The organism is Pontibaca methylaminivorans (genome assembly GCF_900156525.1).
In the GTDB taxonomy this organism is placed as follows: domain Bacteria; phylum Pseudomonadota; class Alphaproteobacteria; order Rhodobacterales; family Rhodobacteraceae; genus Pontibaca; species Pontibaca methylaminivorans.
In genome coordinates this window covers 1,336,592-1,360,164 of sequence record NZ_FTPS01000001.1, presented here as the reverse complement: position 1 = coordinate 1,360,164, position 23,573 = coordinate 1,336,592, and the positions used below count along the sequence as shown (strand labels likewise).

Below are 23,573 nucleotides of genomic sequence, written 5' to 3'. Positions count from 1 at the left end.
GCATCATTTGACAACAAGGCGGCGGGCCGGGGAGGCTCGCCGCCTTCCTTGTGCGCATTTCATTCCAGGACGGGCTCTATTCGGCGGCCGCAGATGTTCCCAGCGAGAAGATGAAATCTTCCGGGTGGTCCTCCGTGATGATGGCATCGGGCACCGCGCAGGGCCCGGCAAGGAACACGTCGTTGCCGAAATGGCGGTGCATCCGCGACAGTTTTTTCATCCGCGTGCCGGTCAACTGGCGATAAAAGGCGCTCTGGCGCGGATCGGCCTTCAGTTCGTCGATGCGCCGGCGGTGCGCCGCCACGCAGCGGGCGTGCTGCGCCGCGATCTCGGGGTCGGAAAGCAGGGTGGAAAGCGCCTGTTCCATCTTCGGCACATGGCGCTGGATCGAATGATCCCGGGTGGTGTTGTTGTTCATGCGGAACCAGTAATGCAGCCCCTGATCGCGGTCCGCATGGTTCGCGCGGCCACGGTCGCGCTTGACCAGGAAACTTTCGGCATTGCGCACCGCGTAGTGATTGAGCGAAACCAGATCATATCCGAAGGTTCCGACGGTCGAGCGCCAGGCGGTGCGGTATTCCCTGGCGGGGAACGGCTCTCCCGATCCGTTCACCCAGCGGATCTCGTTCAGGAACTGCTGGTTCAGCCCCTTGGGCCGGTGCACCCCGAGCTTGCGGAACAGGCCGAGATTGCGAAACAGGGTCTTGAAACCCCATGCCTGGTGCGGCCGCGGGCAGAAAGGCTCGGCACAGGCGGTAAAGCGGGCGATGGTGGATTCATCACGGAATTCGTCGATATCGGAATTGCCGAACAGCCGCCACGTGCAGGAGATCATGTTGGCGCCATCCGTGGCGGCGTAAAGATCGGCAAGCCGACCGTCGCCCACCTTGACGTTGATGAATTCATCCGCGTCCATGCTGATGATCCAGCCGGCATCGCGGATCACCGGTTCGCCGGCGGCGGATTGCAGCGCGCCGTGGTGCGGGCGCAGCCCCATTTCGCGGAACGGGTTGTCGCGGTGCTGCACAAGGCCCTTGCGGTCCAGCAGCCGCAGCAGGTCATCGGTCCCGTCGGTGCAGTCGTTGGTATAGATCAGGAAATCATCAACCCCGATCGCGCGGTGATAGGCAAGCCACTCCAGGATGAAGGGCCCCTCGTTGCGCATGGGGGCAAGGATCACCGTGCGCCCGGGGCCTGCGGCGGCGGGTGCGATCCGTTCCCGCGCGGGCGGGCGCAGCGGGTCCGCCGCAAGCGATTGCACCACCAGCGCGACCAGCGGCGCGCTTTCGACCAGGCTTGATTTCGGCACGATCTGCCCGGCGCGGTGGCCAGGGTGGCGCACCGCCATGCAGCGGAAGAAATCGCTGCCCGGAATGCGGGGCGCGCCGGCGATCCGGCTGATGGCGAAGCGCGCGCTTTCAGGAAGGCCCGCCGGCGCCGCGCACCAGCGGCGGACAAAGCGCGGGCGGTCAAACTGCACGCAGGAATGATCGCGGTGTGAGGGCGTTGCGCCCCGCCGCACCCGCCAAGGATAACAATGCTGCCCGGAAAGCTCGATCACCCGGCCGGGGTTGTCCGCCGCCATGTCGAAGGGCGTGCCCCGCTCCGAGGGTTGCAGCAGGTCATGGAGGTCGAGATGCGCAACCGCCCGGGCGCGCGCAAGAAAGCGGCGCCGTGCGATTTCGCAGATCGCGGTTTCCTGTAGCGGCGCGCGCCAGGGGTCGGCCGGCGGCGGCGTCATGCGGTCGCGCCCGGGTGCCTCGGCCACGCAGCAGGGATGCGATTCGGGCGGCATGTCCGCAATGCCGAGCGGAGTGCCGGCATGCACCACCACCAGACGCATGGGTGCCGCCGCATCGGCCAGCGCCGCCGCGACCTCGGGCCAGGGATTGCCGGCTTCGTCTTCGGGTGCGCGTTCGAATATGACCGCGCCCTGCATGTCGAAGTGGCGGTAATGATGGATCAGCCAGTCGGCGATGATCGCGGCCGCCTCGCCGTTGCGGGTCGCGATGGCCACGTTCAGCCCGGCAAGCCGGTCCGGCTCGGCGGGGGCGGGGACAAGCCCCTCGGCGGCGTCGGCGGCAACAAGGACCGGAGCGCCATGAATCATCGACTGGGAAAGCCAGGGGCCCGGCAGATGCTTGCGGATCACTTGCCGTGTCGTGCCCCGGCGCAGGAAATGGAACACGCGCCCGCTGTCCGTGTCGCTCACCACGTCGAGAAACCGCAACGGGACCGCCGGGAGAGCGGAGGATCCTTCCGTCAGGTCCAGAATTTGCGGTGAGAGGCGGCGGATGAGGATGCGCGGCACTGACATGGGGTGATCGTAAAATCCGAACTGGTTAACCGATCACTGCATAGCGCGATCGCGCTCATGCGAGAAGCCCTGATTGTCCGCGGGCCGAAATCGCGCCCGGCAGGGCCGCCCCGGACCTGCGGCTTGCGGCCCTGTTTGATGGATGCGGATCGGAACCGGGCGCGGTTGCTGCGCGCCCGGATGTGCGCCGCTGCGCCGCCTTATTCGGCGGCCACGACCTCCTGTTCGCCCGGCACATAGTTCAGGATCGAGGCCAGCCAGCGTTCGACCTCGGCCGGTTCCATCCCCTTGCGGGCCGCGTAGTCCAGCACCTGGTCCCGCTCGATCTTGCCGATGCCGAAATAATAGCTGTCCGGATGCCCGAAATAGAGCCCCGAGACCGAGCTTCCGGGCCACATGGCCATGCCTTCGGTCAGATGCACGCCGGTGTGTTTTTCCGCGTCGAGCAGCGCGAACAGGGTGCGCTTTTCGGTATGGTCCGGCTGGGCCGGATAGCCGGGCGCCGGGCGGATGCCCTTGTAGGGTTCCGGGATCAGCTCCTGCGGGCTGAAGGATTCGTCGGGCGAGGTGCCCCAGTGGTCGCGCCGGACCCGCGCATGGATCATCTCGGCCAGCGCCTCGGCAAAGCGGTCGGCCAGCGCCTTGACCAGGATCGAGGAATAATCGTCGTTCTTGCGCGCGAGGCCCTTCGCGATCTCGATTTCCTCGGGGCCGGCGGTCACCACGAAGCCGCCCAGCCAGTCCTCGGCCGTGCCCTCGGGGGCGACGAAATCGGCCAAGGCGGCATTGGGACGCGGCGCGCGCTTGGAGGTCTGCTGGCGCAGCGTATGCAGCATCACCAGCTCCTGTTCGCGCGTTTCGTCGGTATAAAGGCGGATATCGTCACCGACCGCATTCGCCGGCCAGAACCCGATCACCGCGCGCGGGCTGAACCATTCTTCGTCGATGATCTGGCGCAGCAGCACCTGCGCATCGTTGAACAGGGTGCGTGCGGCCTCGCCCTGTTTCTCGTCATCGAGGATCTGCGGATAGACGCCGCGCAGCTCCCATGAGCGGAAAAACGGGGTCCAGTCGATGTATTCGGCGATCTCCCCAAGCGAAAGCCCCTCGATCACCTTGATCCCGGTGAACCGGGGCCGCACCGGCGTGAATTCCGACCAGTCGATCTTGATCGCGTTGGCGCGGGCCTGCGCCAGCGGCAGGCGCGATTTCTGCTGTTCGCCGCGGGCGAATTTCTCGGCAAGCTCCTTGTATTCGGTGCGGATGCTTTCGACGTAATCGGCCTTGTGCTCCGTGCTCAGCAGCCGCGAGACGACACCGACGGCTCGGCTGGCGTCGTTCACATGCACCGCCGCGCCGCGCGTATAGCCGGGCGCGATCTTGACCGCCGTATGCACGCGCGAGGTGGTCGCGCCGCCGATCAGCAGCGGAATGTCGAACCCCTCGCGTTCGAGTTCGCGCGCCATGTTCGCCATTTCATCGAGCGACGGCGTGATCAGCCCCGAAAGCCCGATCGCGTCGGCATTCACCTCGCGCGCGGTCTCGATGATCTTCTGCGGCGGGACCATCACGCCCAGATCGATGATTTCGTAATTGTTGCAGGCCAGAACGACGCCGACGATGTTCTTGCCGATGTCATGCACGTCGCCCTTGACCGTGGCCATGACGATCTTGCCGGCGCTTTCGCGCGATTCCACGCCCGACCGGCGCTTTTCCTCTTCCATATAGGGCAGGAGGAGCGCCACCGCCTGTTTCATCACCCGGGCCGATTTCACGACCTGCGGCAGGAACATCTTGCCCGAACCGAACAGGTCGCCGACCACGTTCATCCCGGCCATGAGCGGCCCCTCGATCACGTCGAGCGCGCGCTCGGCGCTCTGACGCGCCTCTTCGGTGTCGTCGTCGATGAATTCGGTGATGCCGTTCACCAGCGCATGTTCGATCCGCTTTTCCACCGGCCATTCGCGCCAGGCGAGGTCGCGGACCTTTTCCTCGCGCGGGCCCGAGCGGAACCGCTCGGCGATCTCGAGCAGCCGCTCGGTGGCGTCGGGATCGCGGTTCAGCACGACGTCCTCGCAGGCTTCGCGCAGTTCCGGGTCGATCTGGTCATAGACCGCAAGCTGCCCGGCGTTCACGATCCCCATGTCCATCCCGGCCTGGATGGCATGATACAGGAACACCGCGTGCATCGCCTCGCGCACGGGTTCGTTGCCGCGGAAGCTGAAGGACAGGTTCGACACGCCCCCGGACACATGCACATGCGGCAGGTTCTGGCGGATCCAGCGCGTGGTTTCGATGAAATCGACGCCGTAGTTGTTGTGTTCCTCGATACCGGTGGCGACGGCAAAGATATTGGGGTCGAAAATGATGTCCTCGGGCGGGAAGCCGACCTCTTCGGTGAGGATGCGATAGGCGCGCGAACAGATTTCGATGCGCCGTTCGGTGGTGCTGCCCTGGCCCTGTTCGTCAAAGGCCATGACCACCACGGCGGCGCCATAGGCCAGGCACAGGCTCGCATGTTCGCGGAACGGTTCTTCGCCTTCCTTGAGGCTGATCGAGTTCACCACCGCCTTGCCCTGCACGCATTTGAGCCCGGCTTCGATGATTTCCCATTTCGAGGAATCGAGCATGATCGGCACCCGCGCGATGTCGGGTTCGGCCGCGATCAGGTTCAGGAACTCGACCATGGCGGCCTGCGAATCGATCAGGCCCTCGTCCATGTTCACGTCGATGATCTGGGCACCGTTTTCCACCTGGTCGCGCGCCACTTCGAGCGCGGCGCTGTAATCGCGGTTCTTGATCAGCTTGCGGAAACGGGCGCTGCCGGTGACGTTGGTGCGCTCGCCCACGTTCACAAAGGGGATCTGTTCGGTCAGAACGAAGGGTTCGAGACCCGAAAGGCGCAGCAGACGTTCAGACATTCTTGACCTCCCGGGGGGCGAATGATGCCACCGCGTCGGCGATGGCGCGGATATGTTCGGGGGTGGTGCCGCAGCAGCCGCCCACCATGTTGAGCAGCCCCTCGCTGGCAAAGCCGGCCAGATGCGCGGCGGTCTTCTCGGGGCTTTCGTCATATTCGCCGAAGGCGTTGGGCAGGCCGGCGTTGGGATAGGCGCAGACCAGCGTTTCCGGCGCGGCCCCGGCAATCTCGGCCACATGGGGGCGCATCGCCTCGGCGCCGAGCGCACAGTTCAGCCCGATCGAGAACGGGCGCGAATGGCGCACCGAATACCAGAAGGCGGTCGGGGTCTGCCCCGAAAGGGTGCGCCCCGACGCATCGGTGATGGTGCCCGAAATCATCAGCGGCAGCCGCGTGCCATGTTCGGCGAATGCCTCGAACGCGGCAAAGATCGCGGCCTTGGCGTTCAGCGTGTCGAAGATCGTCTCGATCAGGATCAGGTCGGCGCCGCCCCGGATCAGGGCGCGGATCTGTTCGCCATAGGCGATGCGCAGATCGTCGAAGGTGACGGCGCGATAGCCCGGGTTGCTCACGTCGGGGCTGAGCGAGGCGGTGCGGTTGGTCGGCCCGACCGCGCCGGCGACAAAGCGGCGGCGCCCGTCCTCGGCCTCGGCCCGGTCGGCCGCGCGGCGCGCCACCCGGGCGGCGGCCTCGTTCAGCGCATCCACCGCCGTTTCCAGCCCGTAATCCTTCTGCGCGATATGCGTCGAGGAAAATGTGTTGGTCTCGAGGATGTCGGCCCCGGCCATGGCGAAATCGAAATGGATTTTTTCGATCACATCGGGCTGTGTAATGCTCAAGAGGTCGTTGTTGCCGCGCTGCGGCTTGTCGGTGTCGCAGGGCAGGCCGGCGCCGATAAAGGCATCCTCGTCCAGTTTCTGCGCCTGGATCATCGTCCCCATGGCCCCGTCGAGCATCAGGATACGCTTGCGCGCCTCATTCTGCAGGGTGTCGAATGCGGCGGATCGGGGCAGGGTAAAAAGTTTCATATGCTCGGCCATGCGGTGAAAGATCTGCGACCATGCCTATGAGAAGCCCGCCATGGGAGCAAATTCATAATCCTTCAGATGATTATGAATCGTGCTCAATAAAAAGCCCCGCCGCGAGGAGCGGCGGGGCGCATTGGCCGTAAATCGACTGGCGATCCGGTCAGAGGCTGGCCTTGTAAAGTCCGGTCAGGTTCTCGACCGTGAGCTTCACCGGGTTGCCGCCGCAGCTCGGATCCTCGACCGCCATGGCCGCCATCTCGGCGATGCGGTCCTCGGTCACGCCGAATTCGGAAATCCGGCGCGGAATGCCGAGCTCGTCGTTCAGATCCTGCACGAAGGCGCGGAAGCCGTCGAAACCGCCCTTGATATCCATGTAGGCGGCCGCATGGTCGAACCGCTCGCGGATCGCGTCGGCGTTGAATTCAAGCACCGCCGGCATGAACACCGCGTTGGTGGTGCCGTGATGGGTGTTGAACAGCGAGCCGACCGGGTGGCTCAGCGCGTGGATCGCGCCAAGGCCCTTCTGGAACGCCGTTGCGCCCATCATCGCCGCGCTCATCATCTGGGCGCGCGCCTCGATGTCGTTGCCGTCCTTGTAGGCGCGCGGCAGGTAATCCTTGACCAGCCGCATTCCTTCGAGCGCGATGCCCTGGCTCATGGGGTGGTAATGCGGGCTCGAGAAGGATTCGACGCAATGCGCAAAAGCGTCGAGCCCGGTCCCGGCGGTGATCGCGGGCGGCATGCCCACGGTGAGTTCCGGGTCGCAGATCACCACCGCCGGCAGCACCTTGGGGTGGAAGATGATCTTCTTCACATGGGTTTCGGAGTTGGTGATGACGCTCGCGCGCCCGACTTCGGATCCGGTGCCGGCGGTGGTCGGCACGGCAACGATCGGGGCGATCGCATCCGCGTCGGCGCGGGTCCACCAGTCGCCAATGTCCTCGAAATCCCAGACCGGTCGGGTCTGACCGGCCATGAAGGCGATCATCTTGGCCAGGTCGAGCCCCGAACCGCCGCCGAAGGCGATCACGCCGTCATGCCCGCCGGCCTTGTAGGCCGCAATTCCCGCATCGAGGTTCTTTTCGTTCGGGTTCGGATCGACCTCGCTGAACAGGCCCCGACCAAGCCCGGCCGCCTCCATGATGTCGAGCGTCGCCTTCGTGATCGGCAGATCCGCAAGCCCGCGGTCGGTGGCCAGCAGCGGTTTCTTGATGCCGGCCTGTGCGCAGGCTTCGGGCAGTTCCTTGATACGACCGGCGCCAAAGCGGATCGCGGTCGGATAGGACCAGTTTCCAGTCAGAGTCATTTCGTCACCTTCTTGAGATGGTAGGATTTGGGGCGGGTCAGGTTCTGATAGCCGATCACCGAAAGCCCGCCTCCGCGCCCGGTGTCCTTGCAGCCGGTCCAGCACAGGGCCGGGTCGAGGTAATCGGCGCGGTTCATGAACACGGTGCCGGTCTCGATCCGCTCGCCCAGGGCCTCGGCGCGGTCCAGATCGGCGGTCCAGAGGCTCGCGGTCAGGCCGAACTGGCTGTCGTTCATGAGCCGGACCGCCTCGTCATCGCCCGAGACCTTCATGATGCCGACCACGGGAGCAAAGCTTTCCTCACGCATGATGCGCATGTCATGGGTGACATCGGTCAGGATCTGCGGGGTAAGATAGGTGCCGCCGTCGTCCTCGGGCCGGGTCGCGACATGGGCCGTCGCGCCGTCCTTCACCGCCTCGTCGATCAGGGCGCGGGCTTCGCGGGCGAAACGGATATTGGCCATCGGGCCGATGTCCGTGTCCTTGTCGAGCGGATTGCCGAGGCGCAGCCCCCCGACCACCTTGACCGCCTTTTCGACGAAGGCGTCGAACAGGCTTTCGTGCACATAGATTCGCTCGATCCCGCAGCAGGACTGCCCGGAGTTGAACACGACCGCATCCATGAGCCCGTCGACCGCCGCGTCGAGATCGGCATCATCCATCACATAGGCCGGATCCTTGCCGCCAAGCTCCAGCCCCATGCCGGTGAACGTGCCGGCGGCCGCATGTTCCATGGCCCGCCCGCCGCCGACCGAGCCGGTGAAGTTGACGAAGCCGAAGGAACGCTCGGCGATCAGGGCCGAGGTGGTGTCGTGGTCCAGGAACAGGTTCTGGAACACGTCCTCCGGGATGCCGGCAGAGCGGAACGCCTGCGCCAGCCGCTCGCCGACCAGCAGCGTCTGGGTGGCGTGCTTGAGGATCACCGTATTGCCCGCGATCAGCGCCGGCGCGATCGTGTTGATCGCGGTCATGTAGGGATAGTTCCAGGGCGCCACCACAAAGACGACCCCGTGCGGCACGCGACGGATGTAGCGTTTGAAATCGGCATCGTCACCGACCTCGATATCGGCAAGCGCCTCTTTGGCGATGCGGGCCATGTGGCTCGCGCGTTCCTCGAAGCCGCGGAATTCGCCGCCGTAGCGCACCGGCCGGCCCATCATGCGGGCGAGTTCCGGCACCACCTCGTCGTTCATGGCGCCGACGGCGGCCACGGCCGCGGTAACGAGCTCGATGCGTTCGTTGATGGGACGCGCGGCCCAGGCCGGCTGCGCCTTGCGGGCCCGTTCGACCGCCTTGCGTGCCTCGTCGAGCGAGATCGCCTCGCGCTCGGCGACAACCGAGCCGTCAATGGGCGAGATACAGGTCAAAGTGGTTGTCATGTCATCCTCTTGGGCGTCCGCCCGTTGCTGGTGTCCCCCGGCCGCGCCGGCTGTCACGCACGTTCGAGCCCGCGCGCGATCTCGTAATCGGTGATGTTGCGGCTGAAATCCTCAAGCTCGACCTCGGCGGCGCGGGCATAGTGTTCGACCACCGCATCGCCCATTGCCTCGCGCAGCATTGCCGACTCCAGAAGCGCGATGCGCGCATCCTGCAGATTGTCGGGCAGCATGCCGGTTTCGCCCTCGTAGGTGTCGCCCTCGGCGGGCGGCGCGAGGTCGAGCCTGTCCTCGATGCCCTTGATCCCTGCGGCAAGCTGCGCCGCCATGGCGAGATAGGGGTTCAGGTCGGAGCCGCCGACGCGGTTCTCGATCCGCACCGCCCTGGTGCCCGGGGCGCAGAGCCGGAAACCGGCGGTGCGGTTGTCCACCGACCAGATGGTGCGGGTGGGCGCGAAGGTGCCCTTCTGGAACCGCTTGTAGCTGTTGATGTAGGGCGCAAGGAAATAGGTGCAATCCGGCCCGTACCGAAGCAGCCCGGCAAGGTAGTGCTTCATCAGATCCGACATGCCGAGCGGATCATCCGCATCGAAAAACGCCGGCTGGCCATCCTTCCACAGCGACTGGTGCACGTGGCTCGAACTGCCGGACCAGCCGGGGTGCCACTTGGACAGGAAGGTGACCGCATGGCCCTGCTGCCAGCAGATTTCCTTGACCGCGTGCTTGGCGATGGTGTGATGGTCGGCGGTCAGCAGCGCCTCGGCATAACGGATGTTCAGCTCGCCCTGCCCGGGCCCGGCCTCGCCCTTGGTGCCTTCGATCGGGATGCCCGCGGCATAGAGCAGGTTGCGCAGCGGCCGCATCACGTGCTCTTCCTTGGTGGTCTGGAGGATGTGGTAATCCTCGTTATAGCCGCTGATCGGCTCGAGATCGCGGAAGCCGCTCTTGCGGATCTCGTCAAAGCTTTTCTCGAACAGGTAGAATTCCAGTTCGGTCGCCATGACGGCGTCGAAACCCAGATCCCTGAGCCGCGCAAGCTGCCGCTTGAGCATGGCCCGCGGGGAATGGGGCACGGGTTCGTAGGTGTGGTGGTCCAGGACGTCGCAGAGCACCAGCGCCGTCCCCTCCAGCCAGGTCACCCGGCGCAGGGTGGAAAGATCGGGTTTCATGACGTAATCGCCGTAACCCGTCTGCCACGCCGCGCTGGCAAAGCCGCCGGGCGTCTCCATCTCGAGGTCGGTGGCGAGCAGATAGTTGCAGCAATGGGTTTCCTCATGGCCGCCATCGACGAAATGGCGCGCCAGGAACCGCTTGCCCAGCAGGCGCCCCTGCATGTCCACGAAACAGGTCAGAACCGTGTCGATCTCGCCCCGGTCCACCTGGGCCTTGAGATCGTCGAAGGTCAGCGCGCTGGTCATCTGTGGAGACTCCTCGTTAGGTCGAAGGGGCAAGGCTCCGCACCCGTGTCGGAGCCTTGCCGGTCATCGTCGGGCCGTCCCGGCCGGTGCCGGGACGGGTGTGATTCAGGCACTTTCGTAGCGGTACGGCTTTCCGGCCTTCCGCATGTCGGCGTTGTACTGCTTGAAGATCTCGACCACCTTCGCCTTGGTGTCGGATTCCGACGCCACCTCGTCCCAGAACTTTTCGGCGGCATCCTCGACCTGGGCCCATTCCTCGTCTGGGATGGAGGTCAGTTCGAGCTTGTCGCCATGCACCCGCAGATAGGCCTCGCCGCCCCAGTACCAGTGCTGGCGGTAATAGTGCGACTGCTCGCAGCAGACCTCGAACAGCAGCTTCAGGTCGTCGGGAAGCTCGTTCCAGCGGTCCATGTTGGCAAAGAAATGGCCGATCCAGGCGCCGGAAATCGGGTTGGAGACAAAATATTTGGTCACTTCGGCCCAGCCGACGGTGTAATCCTCGGTGATGCCCGACCAGGCCACGCCGTCGAGCTCTCCGGTCTGGAGCGCAACCTCGATGTCTTCCCAGGGCAGGGTGACGGGCACCACGCCGAACTGTGCGAGGAAACGGCCTGCGGTCGGGAAGGTGAAGATGCGCTTTCCCTCAAGATCCTTGAGGCTGTTCACCGGCTCGCGGGTGGCGAAGTTGCACGGATCCCAGGCGCCGGCGCTCACATGGCGGATACCGACCTTTTCGTATTCTTCCTTCCAGATCTCGTCGAGCCCGTAGCGGTTGAACAGCACCGGCACGTCGAGGCTGTAGCGCAGCGTGAGCGGGAAATACCCGCCGAACACGGTCACTTCGGTCGGCGAGGCCATGGAGTCGTCGTCGGACTGCACCGCGTCGATGGTGCCGCGCTGCATCGCCCGGAACAGTTCGTTGGTCGGCACCAGTTCGTCGGCGCTGTAAAGGTCGATCTGCATCCGGTCGCCGGCGATGGCGTTGAACTTGTCGATTGCGGGCTTGGCCACATGGGCGGCAAGCGCCGAACCGGCATAGGTCTGCATCCGCCACTTGATCGTGGACTGGGCAATCGCCGGCGCCGCCAGCGGCACCGTGGCCGCGCCGGCCGCGGCGGTGGTCAGGAACTTGCGTCTGGTGGTCATCTTTCTTTCTCCTTGTCTGAATTTCGGGCCTTTGCGGCGCTCTCTCGGTTATTTTCCGTAAACGTAATTGGGCAGCCACATGGCGATGTCGGGGAAGATCATCACCAGCGCCAGCGCCAGGATCATCACGAACACGAAGGGGACGATCGAGCGATAGATATCGCGCATGTTGATCGACGGCGGCGCCATGGCCCGCATCAGGAACAGGTTGTAGCCGAACGGCGGGGTCATGTAGGCGATCTGGGTCGTGATCGTGTAGAGTATGCCATACCAGACCAGATCGAAGCCGAGCGCATCCACCAGCGGCACATAAAGCGGCGCCACGATCACCAGCATCGCCGTATCGTCGAGGAACGTGCCCATGACGAGAAAGCTGAGCTGCATCAGGATCAGGATCGTCCAGGGCGACAGCCCCATCTGTTCGGTGAACAGATTGCGGATCGCGTTCACCGCGCCCAGCCCGTCGAAGATCGCGCCGAAGGCCATGGCGGCAAGAATGATCCACATGAACATGCAGCTGATGCCGAGCGTCTGGCGCACCGAGACCTCGAACACCTGGCGTGTCATGCGCCCCTTGAGCACGGCAGCCATGAACGAGGCGATGGCGCCGATGGCCGAGCTTTCCACCAGCGAGGTCCAGCCCTTGACGAAGGGCACCATCATCACGGCGAAGATCACGATCGGCAGGATTCCCGCGCGCAGAAGGCGCAGTTTCTCGGCCATGGTGACCTCTTCGCGCTCTTCCTGCGACATGGCCGGTCCGAGCTGGGGTTGGACCAGGCAGCGCAGATAGACGTAGATCACGAACAGCGCCGCCATCATCAGCCCCGGCAGCACCCCGGCCAGCCAGAGCTGCCCGACCGGCTGGCGTGCGATCATGGCATAAAGCACGAGCACGACCGAAGGCGGCACGAGAATCCCGAGACTGGCCCCGGCCTGGATCACCCCGGTGACCATGATCTTGTCGTAATTGCGCCGCAGCAGTTCCGGCAGGGCGATGGTGGCGCCGATCGCCATGCCGGCGACCGACAGGCCGTTCATGGCCGAGATCAGCACCATCAGGGCGATGGTGCCGATGGCAAGCCCGCCGCGCACCGGGCCCATCCAGACGTGGAACATGCGGTAAAGGTCGTCGGCGATGCGGCTTTCCGACATCACGTAACCCATGAAGATGAACATGGGCAGCGTGAGCAGCGGATACCATTTCATGAGCTTCATCGCCGCCGAGAACGGGATGTCCTCGCCGCCGACGCCCCAGAGCAGGATACCGGCGACGGTGGCGACGAAACCGATGGCTGCAAAGACCCGCTGTCCGGTCATCAGCATCAGCATCATGGTGCTGAACATCAGCAGGGCGATCACTTCATAGGACATCAGTCGGCCACCTCCCGCAGACGGGTCACATCACGGAAGAATTCGGCCAGTGCCTGAAGGATCATCAGGAAGACTCCGATACAGGTCAGCAGTTTGATCGGCCACATCACCGGCCGCCATGCGGTCGGGCTGCGTTCGAGATAGCCGAGCATCTCCTGCGCCGCGCCCTTTCCTTCGGTGACGAAGGTCCAGATCAGCGACCCGAGGAACTGGAACGGCTCGGGCCCGAAATAACCGAGCGAATAGGCCAGCGAACCAAGCCCGCCGACCAGCAGGATCGCCAGGTAGAAGATCAGGAAGAACACCGTGAAGGCATCCACCCAGGCCTTGGTCCTGAGCGACCAGTCGCCATAGAAAAGGTCCATGCGCACGTTCGATCCCATCTGGATCGAATAGGGACCGCCGAGAATGAAATAGGCGACCATCAGGAACTGGGCGGTTTCCAGCGTCCAGTTCGCGGGGGTCAGGAAAACCTTGGAACTCGTGGACCAGAGCAGCACGCCGATCATCACGAAGATGAGATACATGACGATGCGCCCGATGAACCGGTTCATGCCGTCGACGACATGAATGTAGGCAAGCATTGCTTTCTGCATCACCGGCCCTCCTCTTGCAGCCCGTGCAGCGCCGGGCGGATCAGTTGCAGCATCTCCCCGGCAAGCGTCTCCTGTCCCTGCGGCGTCGCAATCAGATCGTTTCGGATCTCGACCATCACGTTCGGCAGACCGTTGCGGATGCCGTGCAGCCTGAGCGTATGGGTCACGCCGTCCTCGGGCCCATAGGGGTCGTTGCGGCGGATCACCCGGTGCGGCAGGCGCCCGGCTTCGGCCAGCATGAGGTCGGCAAGGCGTGTGTCGCTGTCGTGCAGGATGCCGATCTCCACCTCGCGCGGTTTTCCGTAATAGACCGGGGTAAAGCTGTGAACGGTGATCAGCGCGGATACCGAAGCGGTGGTGCGGCGCGATTCCAGCAGATCGGAAACCGCGTCGGTAAAGGGGCGATAGATGGTGTCGACCCGCTCCTGCCGCTGTTCGTCGGTCAGGTCGCGATTTCCGGGCACCTCGATCAGTTCGGAACGGGCGGGCATGGCGCCCGGCGATTCCGGCGGGCGGTTGCAGTCATAGACGAGGCGCGACACGCGGCTTGCGACGAGCGGCGCATCGAGCGCCTGCGCCAGCAGCAGGGCAACGGCGCGCGCGCCCGGATCCCAGGCCGCATGGCTTTGGACGTCCTGCGGTGCGAGGCCGAGCCCGCTGTAGCGTGCCGGAATGTCGTTGGAGGCATGTTCGCACAGAACCACGACATCGCCCGCCCCGTTCTGGTTGCGGATCTCGACGCCAATATCGTTCCGTGCAGATCCTTGCTGATCCACCTGAGCCGTCCTCCCCCTTGTTGAAAAAATGCTTTCATGTTCGGAGGCATCTGTCAATATCTCTTCAAAGCAGGTTTTATGGTATGGATTGACAGGACGGGGGACAGTTCCATGACATCGCGGCCCACGGTACGCGACACGATCCGCGAGCATTATCCGGCGCTCACGCGGACAGAGCGCAAATTCGCGCAGGCGCTGCTGGCGAATTATCCGGCGGCGGGGCTCGCCTCTATCACGGCGGCGGCGAAGAATTCGGACGTCTCCACCCCGACCGTTGCCCGTCTGGTGCAAAAGCTCGGGTTCCGCGGCTATCCGCAGTTCCAGCGCGCGCTGCTGGACGAGCTCGAGGCCGCCGGATCGGGGCCGGCGCAGCGGCGCGAGCAATGGGCGTCGGAGGCGCCCGAGGCCCATCTTCTGAATCGCTTTGCCCAGGCCGTAACCGGCAACCTCGAGCAGACCTTCGCGAATATCGACACCGGCTGTTTTGACGGCGCGGTGCGGCTGATGGCCGACACGGCGCAGCGGCTTTACATCGTCGGCGGGCGGATCACCCGGGCGCTGGCGGATTACGGGTTCACCCATCTGCAGGCGGTGCGTCCCAAGATCACGCATATGACGTCGTCGTCGGGCACCTGGCCGCATTACGTGCTCGACATGAAGCCGGGCGAGACGTTGCTCATGTTCGACATCCGCCGCTATGAAACCAACCTCGAGCGGCTGGCCGAACTGGCCACGAAGCGCGGCGTCCGCATCATCCTGATCACCGACCAGTGGGGCTCTCCGGTGTCGGCGCAGGCGGATTTCGTTTTCAACTGCTGGGTGGAAATCCCCTCGGCCTGGGATTCGAACATCGCCACCATGATGCTGCTGGAGGCGATGATCGCCGGCGTGCAGGAGCGCCGCTGGCCCGAGACCCGCGAGCGTTACGAGCGTCTGGACGAGCTCTTCGACACGACGCGCCTGTTCCGCAAGTTCGTCTGACCGGGCCGGGCGCGCCGGCGCTCAGGAGGCCCTGGCCGGCGCATCCGTCCCGAGCAGCGCCAGAAGCTCGGCATGCAGCTCCCGGGTTGCCGCCGCCACCACCCGGCCCGCGGAGTCGAGCGTGAGCGGCTGCCCGTTCCAGTCGGTGATGATGCCCCCGGCGGCCTCGATCACCGGCACGAGCGCCATGTAGTCGTAAGGCTGTAGCTGCATCTCGATCACCGCATCCACATGGCCCGAGGCCAGCAGGCCGTAGCTGTAGCAGTCGCCACCAAAGCGGCGCAGCGCGGCGCGGGACGAAATGTCGAGGTAAAGCGCACGCTCCGCGTCGTCAAAGGCGTCGGGCGAGGTGGTATAGATGCGCGCCTCGGCCAGGCGGGTGCAGCGGCTGACCGCGCAGGGCTTGCCGGCAAAGCGCGCCTGCCCGTCGCGCCGCGCGCTCCAGCGTTCGCCGATGGCCGGCATCGAGATCACGCCGACGACCGGTTTTCCGTCTTCGAGACAGGCGATCAGCGTGCCGAACAGCGGCCAGCCGGAGATGAAGCTCTTGGTGCCGTCGATCGGATCCACCACCCAGACATGCCGCCGGTCCAGATGCTCCGCGCCGTGTTCCTCGCCGAAGATGCCGTGATCCGGGTAGCGTCCGGCGATCGCCTCGCGCAGGATCGATTCGATGCGTTTGTCGGCGATGGTCACCGGCGAGGAATCCTCCTTGCGCTCGATGTCGAGCGGATGGCGGAACAGCTCGAGGCTGGCCGGAACGGCCATGTCGGCAAGCTCGTTCGCAAAGGATTCGAGCGCGGCAATGTCAATGGGAGCGGTCGTGGTCGGCATGGTCTGGATCCCGGAAAAGTTGCGTTTGAGGCGGTCGCGCAGGCTGGGCTGTTGCGAATGTTGCAAAAGAGTCTAGACAAACGCCAGAAAAATGCAATTCTACATAAATAAACACATGCCGGATTGTCCGGCAACGACCCGGCACCCCAAGCCGGGCTGCGACAACAGAGGAGGAATCGATGAAGAATTCTGTGAAACTGCTCGGTGCGTCCGTGCTTTCGATGGCGGTTGCCCTGCCGGCATTCGCGGGCGAGATCACCGTCTATACCGCCTATGAGGAAGACGAGATCGCGTCTTATGTCGCCGCTGCCGAAAAGGCGATTCCCGATCTCAAGATCAACGTGTTGCGCCTGTCCACCGGCACGCTGGCGGCGCGCCTCATTGCCGAGGCGGGCAATCCGCAGGCCGACATGCTCTGGGGTCAGGCCATCACCGCGACCATGGATCCGCAAATCCTCGACCAGCTCGAGCCCTACGAGGCCGAGGGGGCGGATGCGCTGGACGAGCGGTATCGCGATCCCGAAAACCGCTGGTTCGCGCCGACCGGTTACATGGGCACGTTCTGCGTCAACACCGCGCGGCTCGAACAGAAGGGGCTGCCGATGCCGGCAAGCTGGAAGGATCTCGAGGATCCGGCCTTCAAGGGTGAAATCATCATGGCCAACCCGACGTCCTCGGGGACGGGTTACCTGCATGTGATCGCCCTGCTGCACGAGCTTGGCGAGGAAGAAGGCTGGGCGCAGCTCGAACGGGTCGATGCCAATATCGCGCAATACACCTCGTCGGGGTCCAAGCCCTGCAAATCGGTGCGCTCGGGCGAATATACGGTCGGCATTTCGCTTGCGATCACCGCTGCGCAGTCGGTCGAGCAGGGCTATCCGGTCAAGGCTGTCTTCCCCGAGGAGGGCAGCGGCTATGAACTCGAGGCCGCGGGGCTCATGAAGGCGTCCGACAACAAGGAGGACGTCAAGCGCTTCATGGACTGGCTGCTGACGGACGAGGCGATCGCGCTTTACGAGGATTACAAGATCCTGATCGCCGCGCCCGGCACGACGCCCGCGCAATCCGCGATCGACGCCGGCGTTCCCGAGGACGTGCAGTCGATCCTTGCCGACATTGATTTCCCCAAGTCCGCCGAACAGCAGGACGAGGTGAAAACGACCTGGAAGGAAAAATTCGGGCGCTGATGCGCGACGGGCCCCTGGCGGCCTGAAAACGAACCAAGGCCATCCCGCACCGCCCGGCGGGCGGGATGGCCGCAGACAGGCTGATTGATTCCCCATGTATCTAGACGTTCGCAACGCCACCAAGACCTACGGAAGTTTCACGGCACTCGATCAGGTCTCGATGTCGCTCGACGAGGGCGAATTCGTCTGCCTGCTCGGGCCGAGCGGCTGCGGCAAGACCACGCTCCTGCGGCTGATCGCCGGACTGACCCGCCCCGATTCGGGGCAGATCATGCTGAAGGGAAAGGATGTTTCGATGGTGCCGACCCGCAAGCGCGGCTTTGGCATCGTGTTCCAGTCCTATTCGCTGTTCCCTGACATGACGATTGCCCAGAACGTGGGCTACGGCCTGAAAATTCGCGGCGGCGATGCGCAGAGCGTGCGCAGGCGGGTCGATCACCTGCTCGAGATGATCAAGCTGCCGCATATCGCCGATAGTTATCCCGGCCAGCTTTCGGGCGGGCAGCAACAGCGTGTGGCGCTGGCGCGCGCGATCGCGGTCGATCCCGAGGTGCTGCTGCTTGACGAGCCGCTCTCGGCGCTCGACGCCAAGGTGCGCACCGACCTGCGCACCGAGATTCACAGCCTGCAGCGCGAACTCCGGCTGCCGACGCTCATGGTCACCCACGATCAGGAAGAGGCGCTGGCACTTGCCGACAAGATCATCTGCATGAATGCGGGCAAGGTCGTGCAGGCCGGGAGCCCCGAGGATCTGTACCTGCGGCCCAACACGCGTTTCGTGGCCGATTTCATGGGAATCAGTAACCTGATCGCGCCCGACCGGCTGCGCCTTGTCGCGCCCGAGCTTCTGGCCGGCCAGCCCAGGGAAACGGGACGGCAGCACCTGGCCTGCATCCGCCCCGAGCAGATTGCGCTTTCGCGCGATGCGGAGGGACCGGCGCGCATCACCGCGGTCGAGTTTCTGGGTAACCTGCGTCGCATCCGGCTGGAAAGCCCGGCCGGTGATCTGGTCGCCGAGGTCTCGGGCCGCATTGATCTGGCGCCGGGCGAGCGGGTGCGGCTCGAGATCGCGCCGGAGGACTGTTCCTGGGTGGAGGACGACACGAGCGGGGTTGCGGCATGACTGACGCAACCGCGCCCACAGGGGCTCCGCGCCCGCGCCGGGGGTTCGACGCCAACCGGCTTTTCGTCATGGTCTGCATCGGCATCCCGCTGATCGGGCTCGTGCTGTTCTTCGTCTATCCCATGGCGGTGGTGTTCCTGCGCTCCATCACCCAGCCCGACGGCTCCTACGGAATCGGGAACTATGTGCAGGTGCTCCAGACCCGGGGCTTCTGGCGTGCAACACAGCATTCGCTGGTGATGACCGGGGCCACGACGCTGGTGTCGGTCGCGGCCGGGTTCCTCATCGCGCTCGGGCTTTATCGCTGCAGCTTTCGCGGCAAATGGATCATCCGCGGCGCGATCATTCTGCCCTTGCTCGCGCCCTCGCTCGTGCAGGGGCTCGGGCTGATCTTCCTGCTCGGGCGCAACGGGCTCGTCAATCGGTTCTTCGGCACCGAGATGGACATCTACGGCTTCTGGGGCCTGCTGATCGCCAACACGCTCTATGCGCTGCCGCAGGCGGTGATGATCATCGGCGCGGCGCTCGTGCTGCTCGACGCGCGGGTTTACGAGGCGGCCGAGGTGCTGGGCACCCGCCCCCTGCGCCAGTTCCGCGACCTGACGCTGCCTGCGGCAAAATACGGGATCCTGAGCGCGACCTTCGTCGTCTTTACCATCACCATCACCGATTTCGGCAACGCAGCGGTGATCGGGGGCGACTATTCGGTGCTCGCCACGGAAATCTACAGCCAGGTGGTCGGACAGCGCAATTTCAACCTCGGCGCGGTGGTCGGAATCATGCTGCTGTTGCCGACGGTGCTGTCCTATTATATCGAGCGCCAGACCTCGCGCCGCATGAGCAACAAGAGCACTTCCGACATTCAGCCGTTCATCCCCTCCTTTACCGCGGCGCGCGACATTCCGATCGCGGTGATCAGCTTTGTCATCGCCGCCGGAATTATCGCCGTGATCGGGATCGTGATCTATGCGAGCTTCGTCACGCTCTGGCCCTACAATTTCGCGCTCTCGTTCAGGCACTACCAGCTCGAACTTGCCGGTGGCTATTCCTCGCTCTGGATCACCATCGCGATCTCGATCGGTGCGGCGGTGGGCGGGACGCTGGCCGTCTTTGCGCTCGGCTTCGGGATGCGCCATGCGTCGGGGCTGATCACGCAGCCGCTGCAGGTGCTCGCGGCGATGCCGGCGGCGGTGCCGGGGCTGGTGCTCGGCCTTGCCTATATCATGACGTTCAACTCCACCTCGACGCCGCTTTATCTGCTGTACGGGACCGCGACGCTGATCGCGATCGTGAACTTCTATCACTATCACACCCAGGCGTTCCTGACCGTGCAGACCGGGTTCCGCCAGTTTCCCGGCGCGCTGGAAGAAGCCGCCGACAGCCTTGGCGCGGGGATGGGGCGGGTCGCGCGCGACGTGGTTGCGCCCTTCATGACACCGATGCTGGTATCGGTGCTGTTCTTCCTGTTCATGCGCTCGATGGTGACGCTTTCGGCGGTGGTGTTCCTTTCGACGCCGGATCTGAGCGTCGCCGCGGTCGCGATCCTGCGGCTGGACGATTCGGGGCGCACCTCTCAGGCCGCGGCGTTTTCGGCCTGCGTGATGCTGGTGGTCGTGGTCGCGCTGCTGCTGATGAAGGGGGCGCTTTACTGGTCCGGACGCCGGCGCGGGCGCGGCGTCTGACATGTGGTCGCAGGAGCGTCGCCGCCGCATCCTCGCCATGCTCGAGGGCAGCGGTCAGGTCAGCACGCAGAACCTCGGCGATCTGCTCGGCGTATCGCGCGAGACGATCCGCCGCGACCTGCTCGACCTCGAAGACGAGGGGCTCGCGCGACGCGTGCATGGCGGGGCGGTGCGGCCTGATGATGCGCCCGAGGCGCCATTCCGCCAGCGCGTGACCACCCAGCGCCGCGCCAAGCGCGAAATTGCCCGCAAGGCCGTGTCGCTGGTCAAGCCGGGGCAGTGCCTCATGATCGACGCGGGGTCGACCACCGCCGCCTTTGCCGAGGAACTCGCGCGGATTTCGGGCATCATGGTCGTGACCAATTCGCTCACCATCGCGAACACGCTTCAGGCGGCCGAGAGCGACATCGAACTGCTGCTGCTCGGGGGTTATCTGCTGACCGATGTGCCGGCGACCTATGGCGAACTGACCCTGTCCGAAATTCGCCGCTTCACGGCCGATCTCGCCTTTGTCGGGCCGGTGTCGGTTGATGAGCGGGGCGCTTACGATTTCGCTCTGCACGAGGCCGAGGTCGCGACCGCGATGATCGAACGGTCGCAGCAGGCCGTGGTGCTTGCGGATTCAAGCAAGCTCGGCCGCCCGAGCCGGGTCCGGTATTGCGAGGCCGACAGCATATCGGTGCTGATCAGCGACAGCGGCGCGGAGGCCGGGGCGCTTGCGGAGCTGCGCGGCGGCGGGATCGGCACTATCCTCTGACCGGGCCGGGTCGGGCGCGCTCAGCCGTCCGTGGCCTCTTTCATGCGATAGATCAGGTCGAGCGCCTCGCGCGGGCTGAGCTCATCTGGCCGCACCGCATCCAGCATCCCGGCCAGCGGCGACGATGCGGACGGGACTGGCGCGGCAGGTGGCGGTGCGGCCGAAAACAGCGGCAGGTCGTCGATGATCGCGGCGCGCGCGGCACCGCCTTCATGTTCGCCCCGTTCCAGCGCATCGAGCACCACTCGTGCCCGCTCCACCACCGATTCCGGCAGCCCGGCAAGCTGCGCGACCTGCACCCCGTAGGAGCGGTCGGCCGCGCCCTTGCGCACCTCGTGCAGAAAGATCACCGCGCCCTGCCATTCCTTGACCGCGATGGTCGCGTTCTCGACGCCCGGCAGCGTGCCGGACAGCGCGGTCAGTTCGTGATAATGGGTCGCGAACAGCGCCCGGCACCGGTTCGTGTCATGCAGGTGCTCAAGCGTCGCCCAGGCGATCGAGAGCCCGTCATAGGTGGCCGTGCCGCGCCCGATCTCGTCGAGAATCACCAGCGCATGTTCATCCGCCTGATTGAGGATCGCCGCGGTTTCGACCATTTCGACCATGAAGGTCGAGCGCCCGCGCGCCAGGTCGTCCGAGGCGCCGACGCGGCTGAAAAGCTGGCTTACCACGCCGATATGCGCGGATCGCGCCGGCACGTGGGATCCCATCTGCGCCAGCAGCGCGATCAGGGCATTCTGGCGCAGAAAGGTCGACTTCCCGGCCATGTTCGGCCCGGTCAGCAACCAGATCGCGGCGCCGTCCCGGGCGGACAGGTCGCAGTCATTGGCGATGAACGGCGCGCCTTCCTGCCGGCGCAGGCCCTGTTCGACCACCGGGTGGCGCCCGCCCTCGACGGCGAAGGCGCGGCTCGTGTCCACTTCGGGGCGGCACCAGTCCTCGGCATGCGAAAGATCCGCAAGCGCCGTGGCAAGGTCGATTTCGGCCAGCGCCCGCGCCGCCTCGCCGATCGCGGCGGCCTGTTCCAGCACCCGGGCGCAGAGATGCCCGAACTGCTGCCGCTCGATTTCCAGCGCGCGATTGCCCGCGTTCAGGATCCGGTTTTCAAGGTCGCTGAGTTCCACCGTGGTGAAACGGATCTGGTTGGCGGTGGTCTGGCGGTGGATGAAGGTCTCGCTGAGCGGCGGCGCCTGCATGCGGCTTGCGTGGGTCGCCGGGGTTTCGACGAAATAACCGAGCACGTTGTTGTGCCTGATCTTGAGCGAGGAAACCCCCGTCGCCTCGTTATAGCGCTTCTGCAGCGAGGCGATGACCGAGCGCCCCTCGTCGCGCAGTTTGCGCGCCTCGTCCAGCTCGGGGTCGAAACCGGCGGCTATGTAACCGCCATCGCGCAGGGTGAGCGGCGGCTCCGCGATCAGGGCCGCATCAAGCAGGGCAGGCAGGGTGTCGAAGCCGGCAAGCGCCTCGGCCGCCTTCGCGATGAGCGGCGGCAGCGCCTGACCCGCCAGCAGGGCGGCGATCTGCCGGGCCTGTTCCAGCCCGCCGCGCACCGCCGCCAGATCGCGCGGGCCGCCGCGGTCGAGCGCAAGCCGCGACAGGGCCCGGTCAAGATCGGGACATTTGCGCAGATGGTCGCGCAGATCGGCGGCGAGCGCGGTCTCGGCATGGGCGAAATCCACCGCGGCAAGACGCGCATGAATCTCGTCGAGATCCCGCGAGGGGCTTGCAAGGCGCCGCTCCAGAAGCCGCGCGCCGCCCGGCGTCACCGTGCGGTCGATCACCGCCAGCAGCGAACCCCGGCGCCCGCCGTCGAGCGCATGGGTCAGTTCGAGGTTGCGCCGCGTCGCCGCGTCGATCTGCATCACCCGTTCCGCCGATTCGCGGCGCGGCGGGCGCAGCAGCGGCAGTTTGCCCCGCTGGGTGATGTCGAGGTAATCGACCAGCGCCCCCATGGCCGAAAGCTCCGCCCGGCCGAAATGCCCGAACCCTTCGAGCGTGCCGACCGAGAACAGCGCGCAAAGGCGGTGCCGGGCGCTGCTGCTGTCGAAACTCGCCGGCGCGAGCGGCGTGAGCGGAATGCCAAGGTCCTCTGCCGTGGCGGCGATGTCGCGCTCTGTGCCGTCGCAGACGATCAGTTCGGACGGAGCAAGCCGCGCAAGCTCCGGCCCGAGCCGCGCCGGCGAAAGCGGCATCACGTGAAAGGCGCCGGTCGATATGTCGGCCCATGCCAGGGCGTGATCACCGCGCAGGATCGCACATGCGGCCAGAAAATTGTGCCGCCGGGCCTCGAGCAGCGAATCCTCGGTCAGCGTGCCCGGCGTCACGAGCCGCACCACCTCGCGGCGAACCACGGATTTCGCGCCGCGCTTGCGGGCCTCGGCCGGGCTTTCCATCTGTTCGCAGACGGCGACGCGAAAGCCCTTGCGGATCAGGGTCAGGAAATAGCCCTCGGCCGAATGGACCGGCACGCCGCACATGGGCACGTCCTTGCCGTCGTGCTTGCCGCGCTTGGTCAGCGCGATGTCGAGCGCCTCGGCGGCGGCGACCGCGTCGTCAAAGAACATCTCGTAGAAATCGCCCATGCGATAGAACAGCAGCGCATCCGCATGGGCCGATTTGATCTCGAGATATTGCGCCATCATCGGCGTCACGTTGCTCACGGAACCTCCACGTCACGGGACCGGCGCGACCTTACAAAGCCCGCCCGACCGGCGAAAGATGAAACCATGGGCATATCCGTTGCCGGTGCGCC

General features: G+C 65.3%; 17 protein-coding genes. 5 read left to right on the top strand and 12 right to left on the bottom strand.

Translation table 11 applies throughout. From position 1 onward, the window contains the following. Positions 1-76: 76 nt before the first annotated feature. From B0B01_RS06705 to B0B01_RS06660, 10 genes are all read right to left on the bottom strand, one after another. Entirely contained in the window at positions 77-2,230 is a 2,154-nt protein-coding gene (locus B0B01_RS06705; RefSeq protein WP_143733017.1) for a glycosyltransferase family 2 protein, read from the bottom strand. A gap of 287 nt (positions 2,231-2,517) precedes the next feature. Continuing rightward, positions 2,518-5,238, bottom strand: a complete 2,721-nt coding sequence (gene metH / locus B0B01_RS06700; protein ID WP_076648897.1) for a methionine synthase — start codon at positions 5,236-5,238, stop codon at positions 2,518-2,520. After that, complete coding sequence (locus B0B01_RS06695; protein ID WP_076650092.1) at positions 5,231-6,265, bottom strand: homocysteine S-methyltransferase family protein; 1,035 nt, start codon at positions 6,263-6,265, stop codon at positions 5,231-5,233. The genes metH and B0B01_RS06695 overlap by 8 nt, the downstream gene beginning before the upstream one ends. A gap of 160 nt (positions 6,266-6,425) precedes the next feature. After that, positions 6,426-7,571 carry an iron-containing alcohol dehydrogenase gene (locus tag B0B01_RS06690; RefSeq protein ID WP_076648894.1) on the bottom strand — a complete coding sequence of 382 codons (1,146 nt, stop codon included), beginning with the start codon at positions 7,569-7,571 and terminating at the stop codon, positions 6,426-6,428. Then, on the bottom strand, positions 7,568-8,950 hold the full coding sequence (locus B0B01_RS06685) for an aldehyde dehydrogenase family protein (RefSeq protein WP_076648892.1): 1,383 nt from the start codon (positions 8,948-8,950) through the stop codon (positions 7,568-7,570). The genes B0B01_RS06690 and B0B01_RS06685 overlap by 4 nt, the downstream gene beginning before the upstream one ends. Before the next feature lie 53 nt (positions 8,951-9,003). Beyond that, positions 9,004-10,365 carry a glutamine synthetase family protein gene (locus B0B01_RS06680; RefSeq protein WP_076648890.1) on the bottom strand — a complete coding sequence of 454 codons (1,362 nt, stop codon included), beginning with the start codon at positions 10,363-10,365 and terminating at the stop codon, positions 9,004-9,006. Between the two features lie 105 nt (positions 10,366-10,470). Next, on the bottom strand, positions 10,471-11,511 hold the full coding sequence (locus B0B01_RS06675; protein WP_076648888.1) for a TRAP transporter substrate-binding protein: 1,041 nt from the start codon (positions 11,509-11,511) through the stop codon (positions 10,471-10,473). Positions 11,512-11,559: 48 nt separating this feature from the next. Continuing rightward, entirely contained in the window at positions 11,560-12,885 is a 1,326-nt protein-coding gene (locus B0B01_RS06670) for a TRAP transporter large permease (RefSeq protein ID WP_076648886.1), read from the bottom strand. Continuing rightward, a complete protein-coding gene (locus B0B01_RS06665) occupies positions 12,885-13,481 on the bottom strand; it encodes a TRAP transporter small permease subunit (protein ID WP_076648884.1) in 597 nt (198 codons plus the stop codon). The genes B0B01_RS06670 and B0B01_RS06665 overlap by 1 nt, the downstream gene beginning before the upstream one ends. After that, positions 13,481-14,257 (bottom strand): N-formylglutamate amidohydrolase, encoded by a 777-nt coding sequence (locus B0B01_RS06660; RefSeq protein ID WP_076648882.1) that lies wholly within the window; start codon positions 14,255-14,257, stop codon positions 13,481-13,483. Before B0B01_RS06660 ends, B0B01_RS06665 begins: the two co-directional genes overlap by 1 nt. Before the next feature lie 111 nt (positions 14,258-14,368). Between B0B01_RS06660 and B0B01_RS06655 the strand changes: the two genes are divergently transcribed. Next, positions 14,369-15,238 carry a MurR/RpiR family transcriptional regulator gene (locus B0B01_RS06655; protein WP_076648880.1) on the top strand — a complete coding sequence of 290 codons (870 nt, stop codon included), beginning with the start codon at positions 14,369-14,371 and terminating at the stop codon, positions 15,236-15,238. Positions 15,239-15,259: 21 nt separating this feature from the next. On the opposite strand, the gene hisN is transcribed toward B0B01_RS06655, so the two are convergent. Continuing rightward, positions 15,260-16,072, bottom strand: coding sequence for a histidinol-phosphatase (gene hisN, locus B0B01_RS06650; RefSeq protein WP_076650091.1), 813 nt, complete (start codon positions 16,070-16,072; stop codon positions 15,260-15,262). Between the two features lie 179 nt (positions 16,073-16,251). On the opposite strand from hisN, the gene B0B01_RS06645 reads away from it, so the two are divergent. The 4 genes from B0B01_RS06645 (at position 16,252) to B0B01_RS06630 (ending at position 20,821) form a co-directional block, all read left to right on the top strand. Beyond that, positions 16,252-17,259 (top strand): ABC transporter substrate-binding protein, encoded by a 1,008-nt coding sequence (locus B0B01_RS06645; RefSeq protein ID WP_076648878.1) that lies wholly within the window; start codon positions 16,252-16,254, stop codon positions 17,257-17,259. A gap of 94 nt (positions 17,260-17,353) precedes the next feature. After that, entirely contained in the window at positions 17,354-18,382 is a 1,029-nt protein-coding gene (locus B0B01_RS06640; protein ID WP_076648876.1) for an ABC transporter ATP-binding protein, read from the top strand. Beyond that, on the top strand, positions 18,379-20,064 hold the full coding sequence (locus tag B0B01_RS06635) for an ABC transporter permease subunit (protein WP_076648874.1): 1,686 nt from the start codon (positions 18,379-18,381) through the stop codon (positions 20,062-20,064). Before B0B01_RS06640 ends, B0B01_RS06635 begins: the two co-directional genes overlap by 4 nt. Position 20,065: 1 nt before the next feature. After that, complete coding sequence (locus B0B01_RS06630; RefSeq protein ID WP_076648872.1) at positions 20,066-20,821, top strand: DeoR/GlpR family DNA-binding transcription regulator; 756 nt, start codon at positions 20,066-20,068, stop codon at positions 20,819-20,821. 20 nt (positions 20,822-20,841) lie between these two features. Here B0B01_RS06630 and mutS read toward each other — a convergent pair whose 3' ends face one another. Beyond that, the gene (mutS, locus tag B0B01_RS06625; protein WP_076648870.1) at positions 20,842-23,481 is read right to left on the bottom strand and encodes a DNA mismatch repair protein MutS; all 2,640 of its coding nucleotides are present in this window, start codon (positions 23,479-23,481) and stop codon (positions 20,842-20,844) included. Positions 23,482-23,573: the final 92 nt, after the last annotated feature.

What these genes read in the sequence shown, in the direction of transcription:
- B0B01_RS06665 (WP_076648884.1), bottom strand. Translation starts at nt 13,481, where the DNA reads ATGCAGAAAGCAATGCTTGCCTACATTCATGTCGTCGACGGCATGAAC.
- B0B01_RS06655 (WP_076648880.1), top strand. Translation starts at nt 14,369, where the DNA reads ATGACATCGCGGCCCACGGTACGCGACACGATCCGCGAGCATTATCCG.
- B0B01_RS06635 (WP_076648874.1), top strand. Translation starts at nt 18,379, where the DNA reads ATGACTGACGCAACCGCGCCCACAGGGGCTCCGCGCCCGCGCCGGGGG.
- B0B01_RS06645 (WP_076648878.1), top strand. Translation starts at nt 16,252, where the DNA reads ATGAAGAATTCTGTGAAACTGCTCGGTGCGTCCGTGCTTTCGATGGCG.
- B0B01_RS06695 (WP_076650092.1), bottom strand. Translation starts at nt 6,265, where the DNA reads ATGAAACTTTTTACCCTGCCCCGATCCGCCGCATTCGACACCCTGCAG.
- B0B01_RS06675 (WP_076648888.1), bottom strand. Translation starts at nt 11,511, where the DNA reads ATGACCACCAGACGCAAGTTCCTGACCACCGCCGCGGCCGGCGCGGCC.
- B0B01_RS06690 (WP_076648894.1), bottom strand. Translation starts at nt 7,571, where the DNA reads ATGACTCTGACTGGAAACTGGTCCTATCCGACCGCGATCCGCTTTGGC.
- hisN (WP_076650091.1), bottom strand. Translation starts at nt 16,072, where the DNA reads ATGCCGACCACGACCGCTCCCATTGACATTGCCGCGCTCGAATCCTTT.
- metH (WP_076648897.1), bottom strand. Translation starts at nt 5,238, where the DNA reads ATGTCTGAACGTCTGCTGCGCCTTTCGGGTCTCGAACCCTTCGTTCTG.
- B0B01_RS06685 (WP_076648892.1), bottom strand. Translation starts at nt 8,950, where the DNA reads ATGACAACCACTTTGACCTGTATCTCGCCCATTGACGGCTCGGTTGTC.
- B0B01_RS06640 (WP_076648876.1), top strand. Translation starts at nt 17,354, where the DNA reads ATGTATCTAGACGTTCGCAACGCCACCAAGACCTACGGAAGTTTCACG.
- B0B01_RS06670 (WP_076648886.1), bottom strand. Translation starts at nt 12,885, where the DNA reads ATGTCCTATGAAGTGATCGCCCTGCTGATGTTCAGCACCATGATGCTG.
- B0B01_RS06680 (WP_076648890.1), bottom strand. Translation starts at nt 10,365, where the DNA reads ATGACCAGCGCGCTGACCTTCGACGATCTCAAGGCCCAGGTGGACCGG.
- B0B01_RS06630 (WP_076648872.1), top strand. Translation starts at nt 20,066, where the DNA reads ATGTGGTCGCAGGAGCGTCGCCGCCGCATCCTCGCCATGCTCGAGGGC.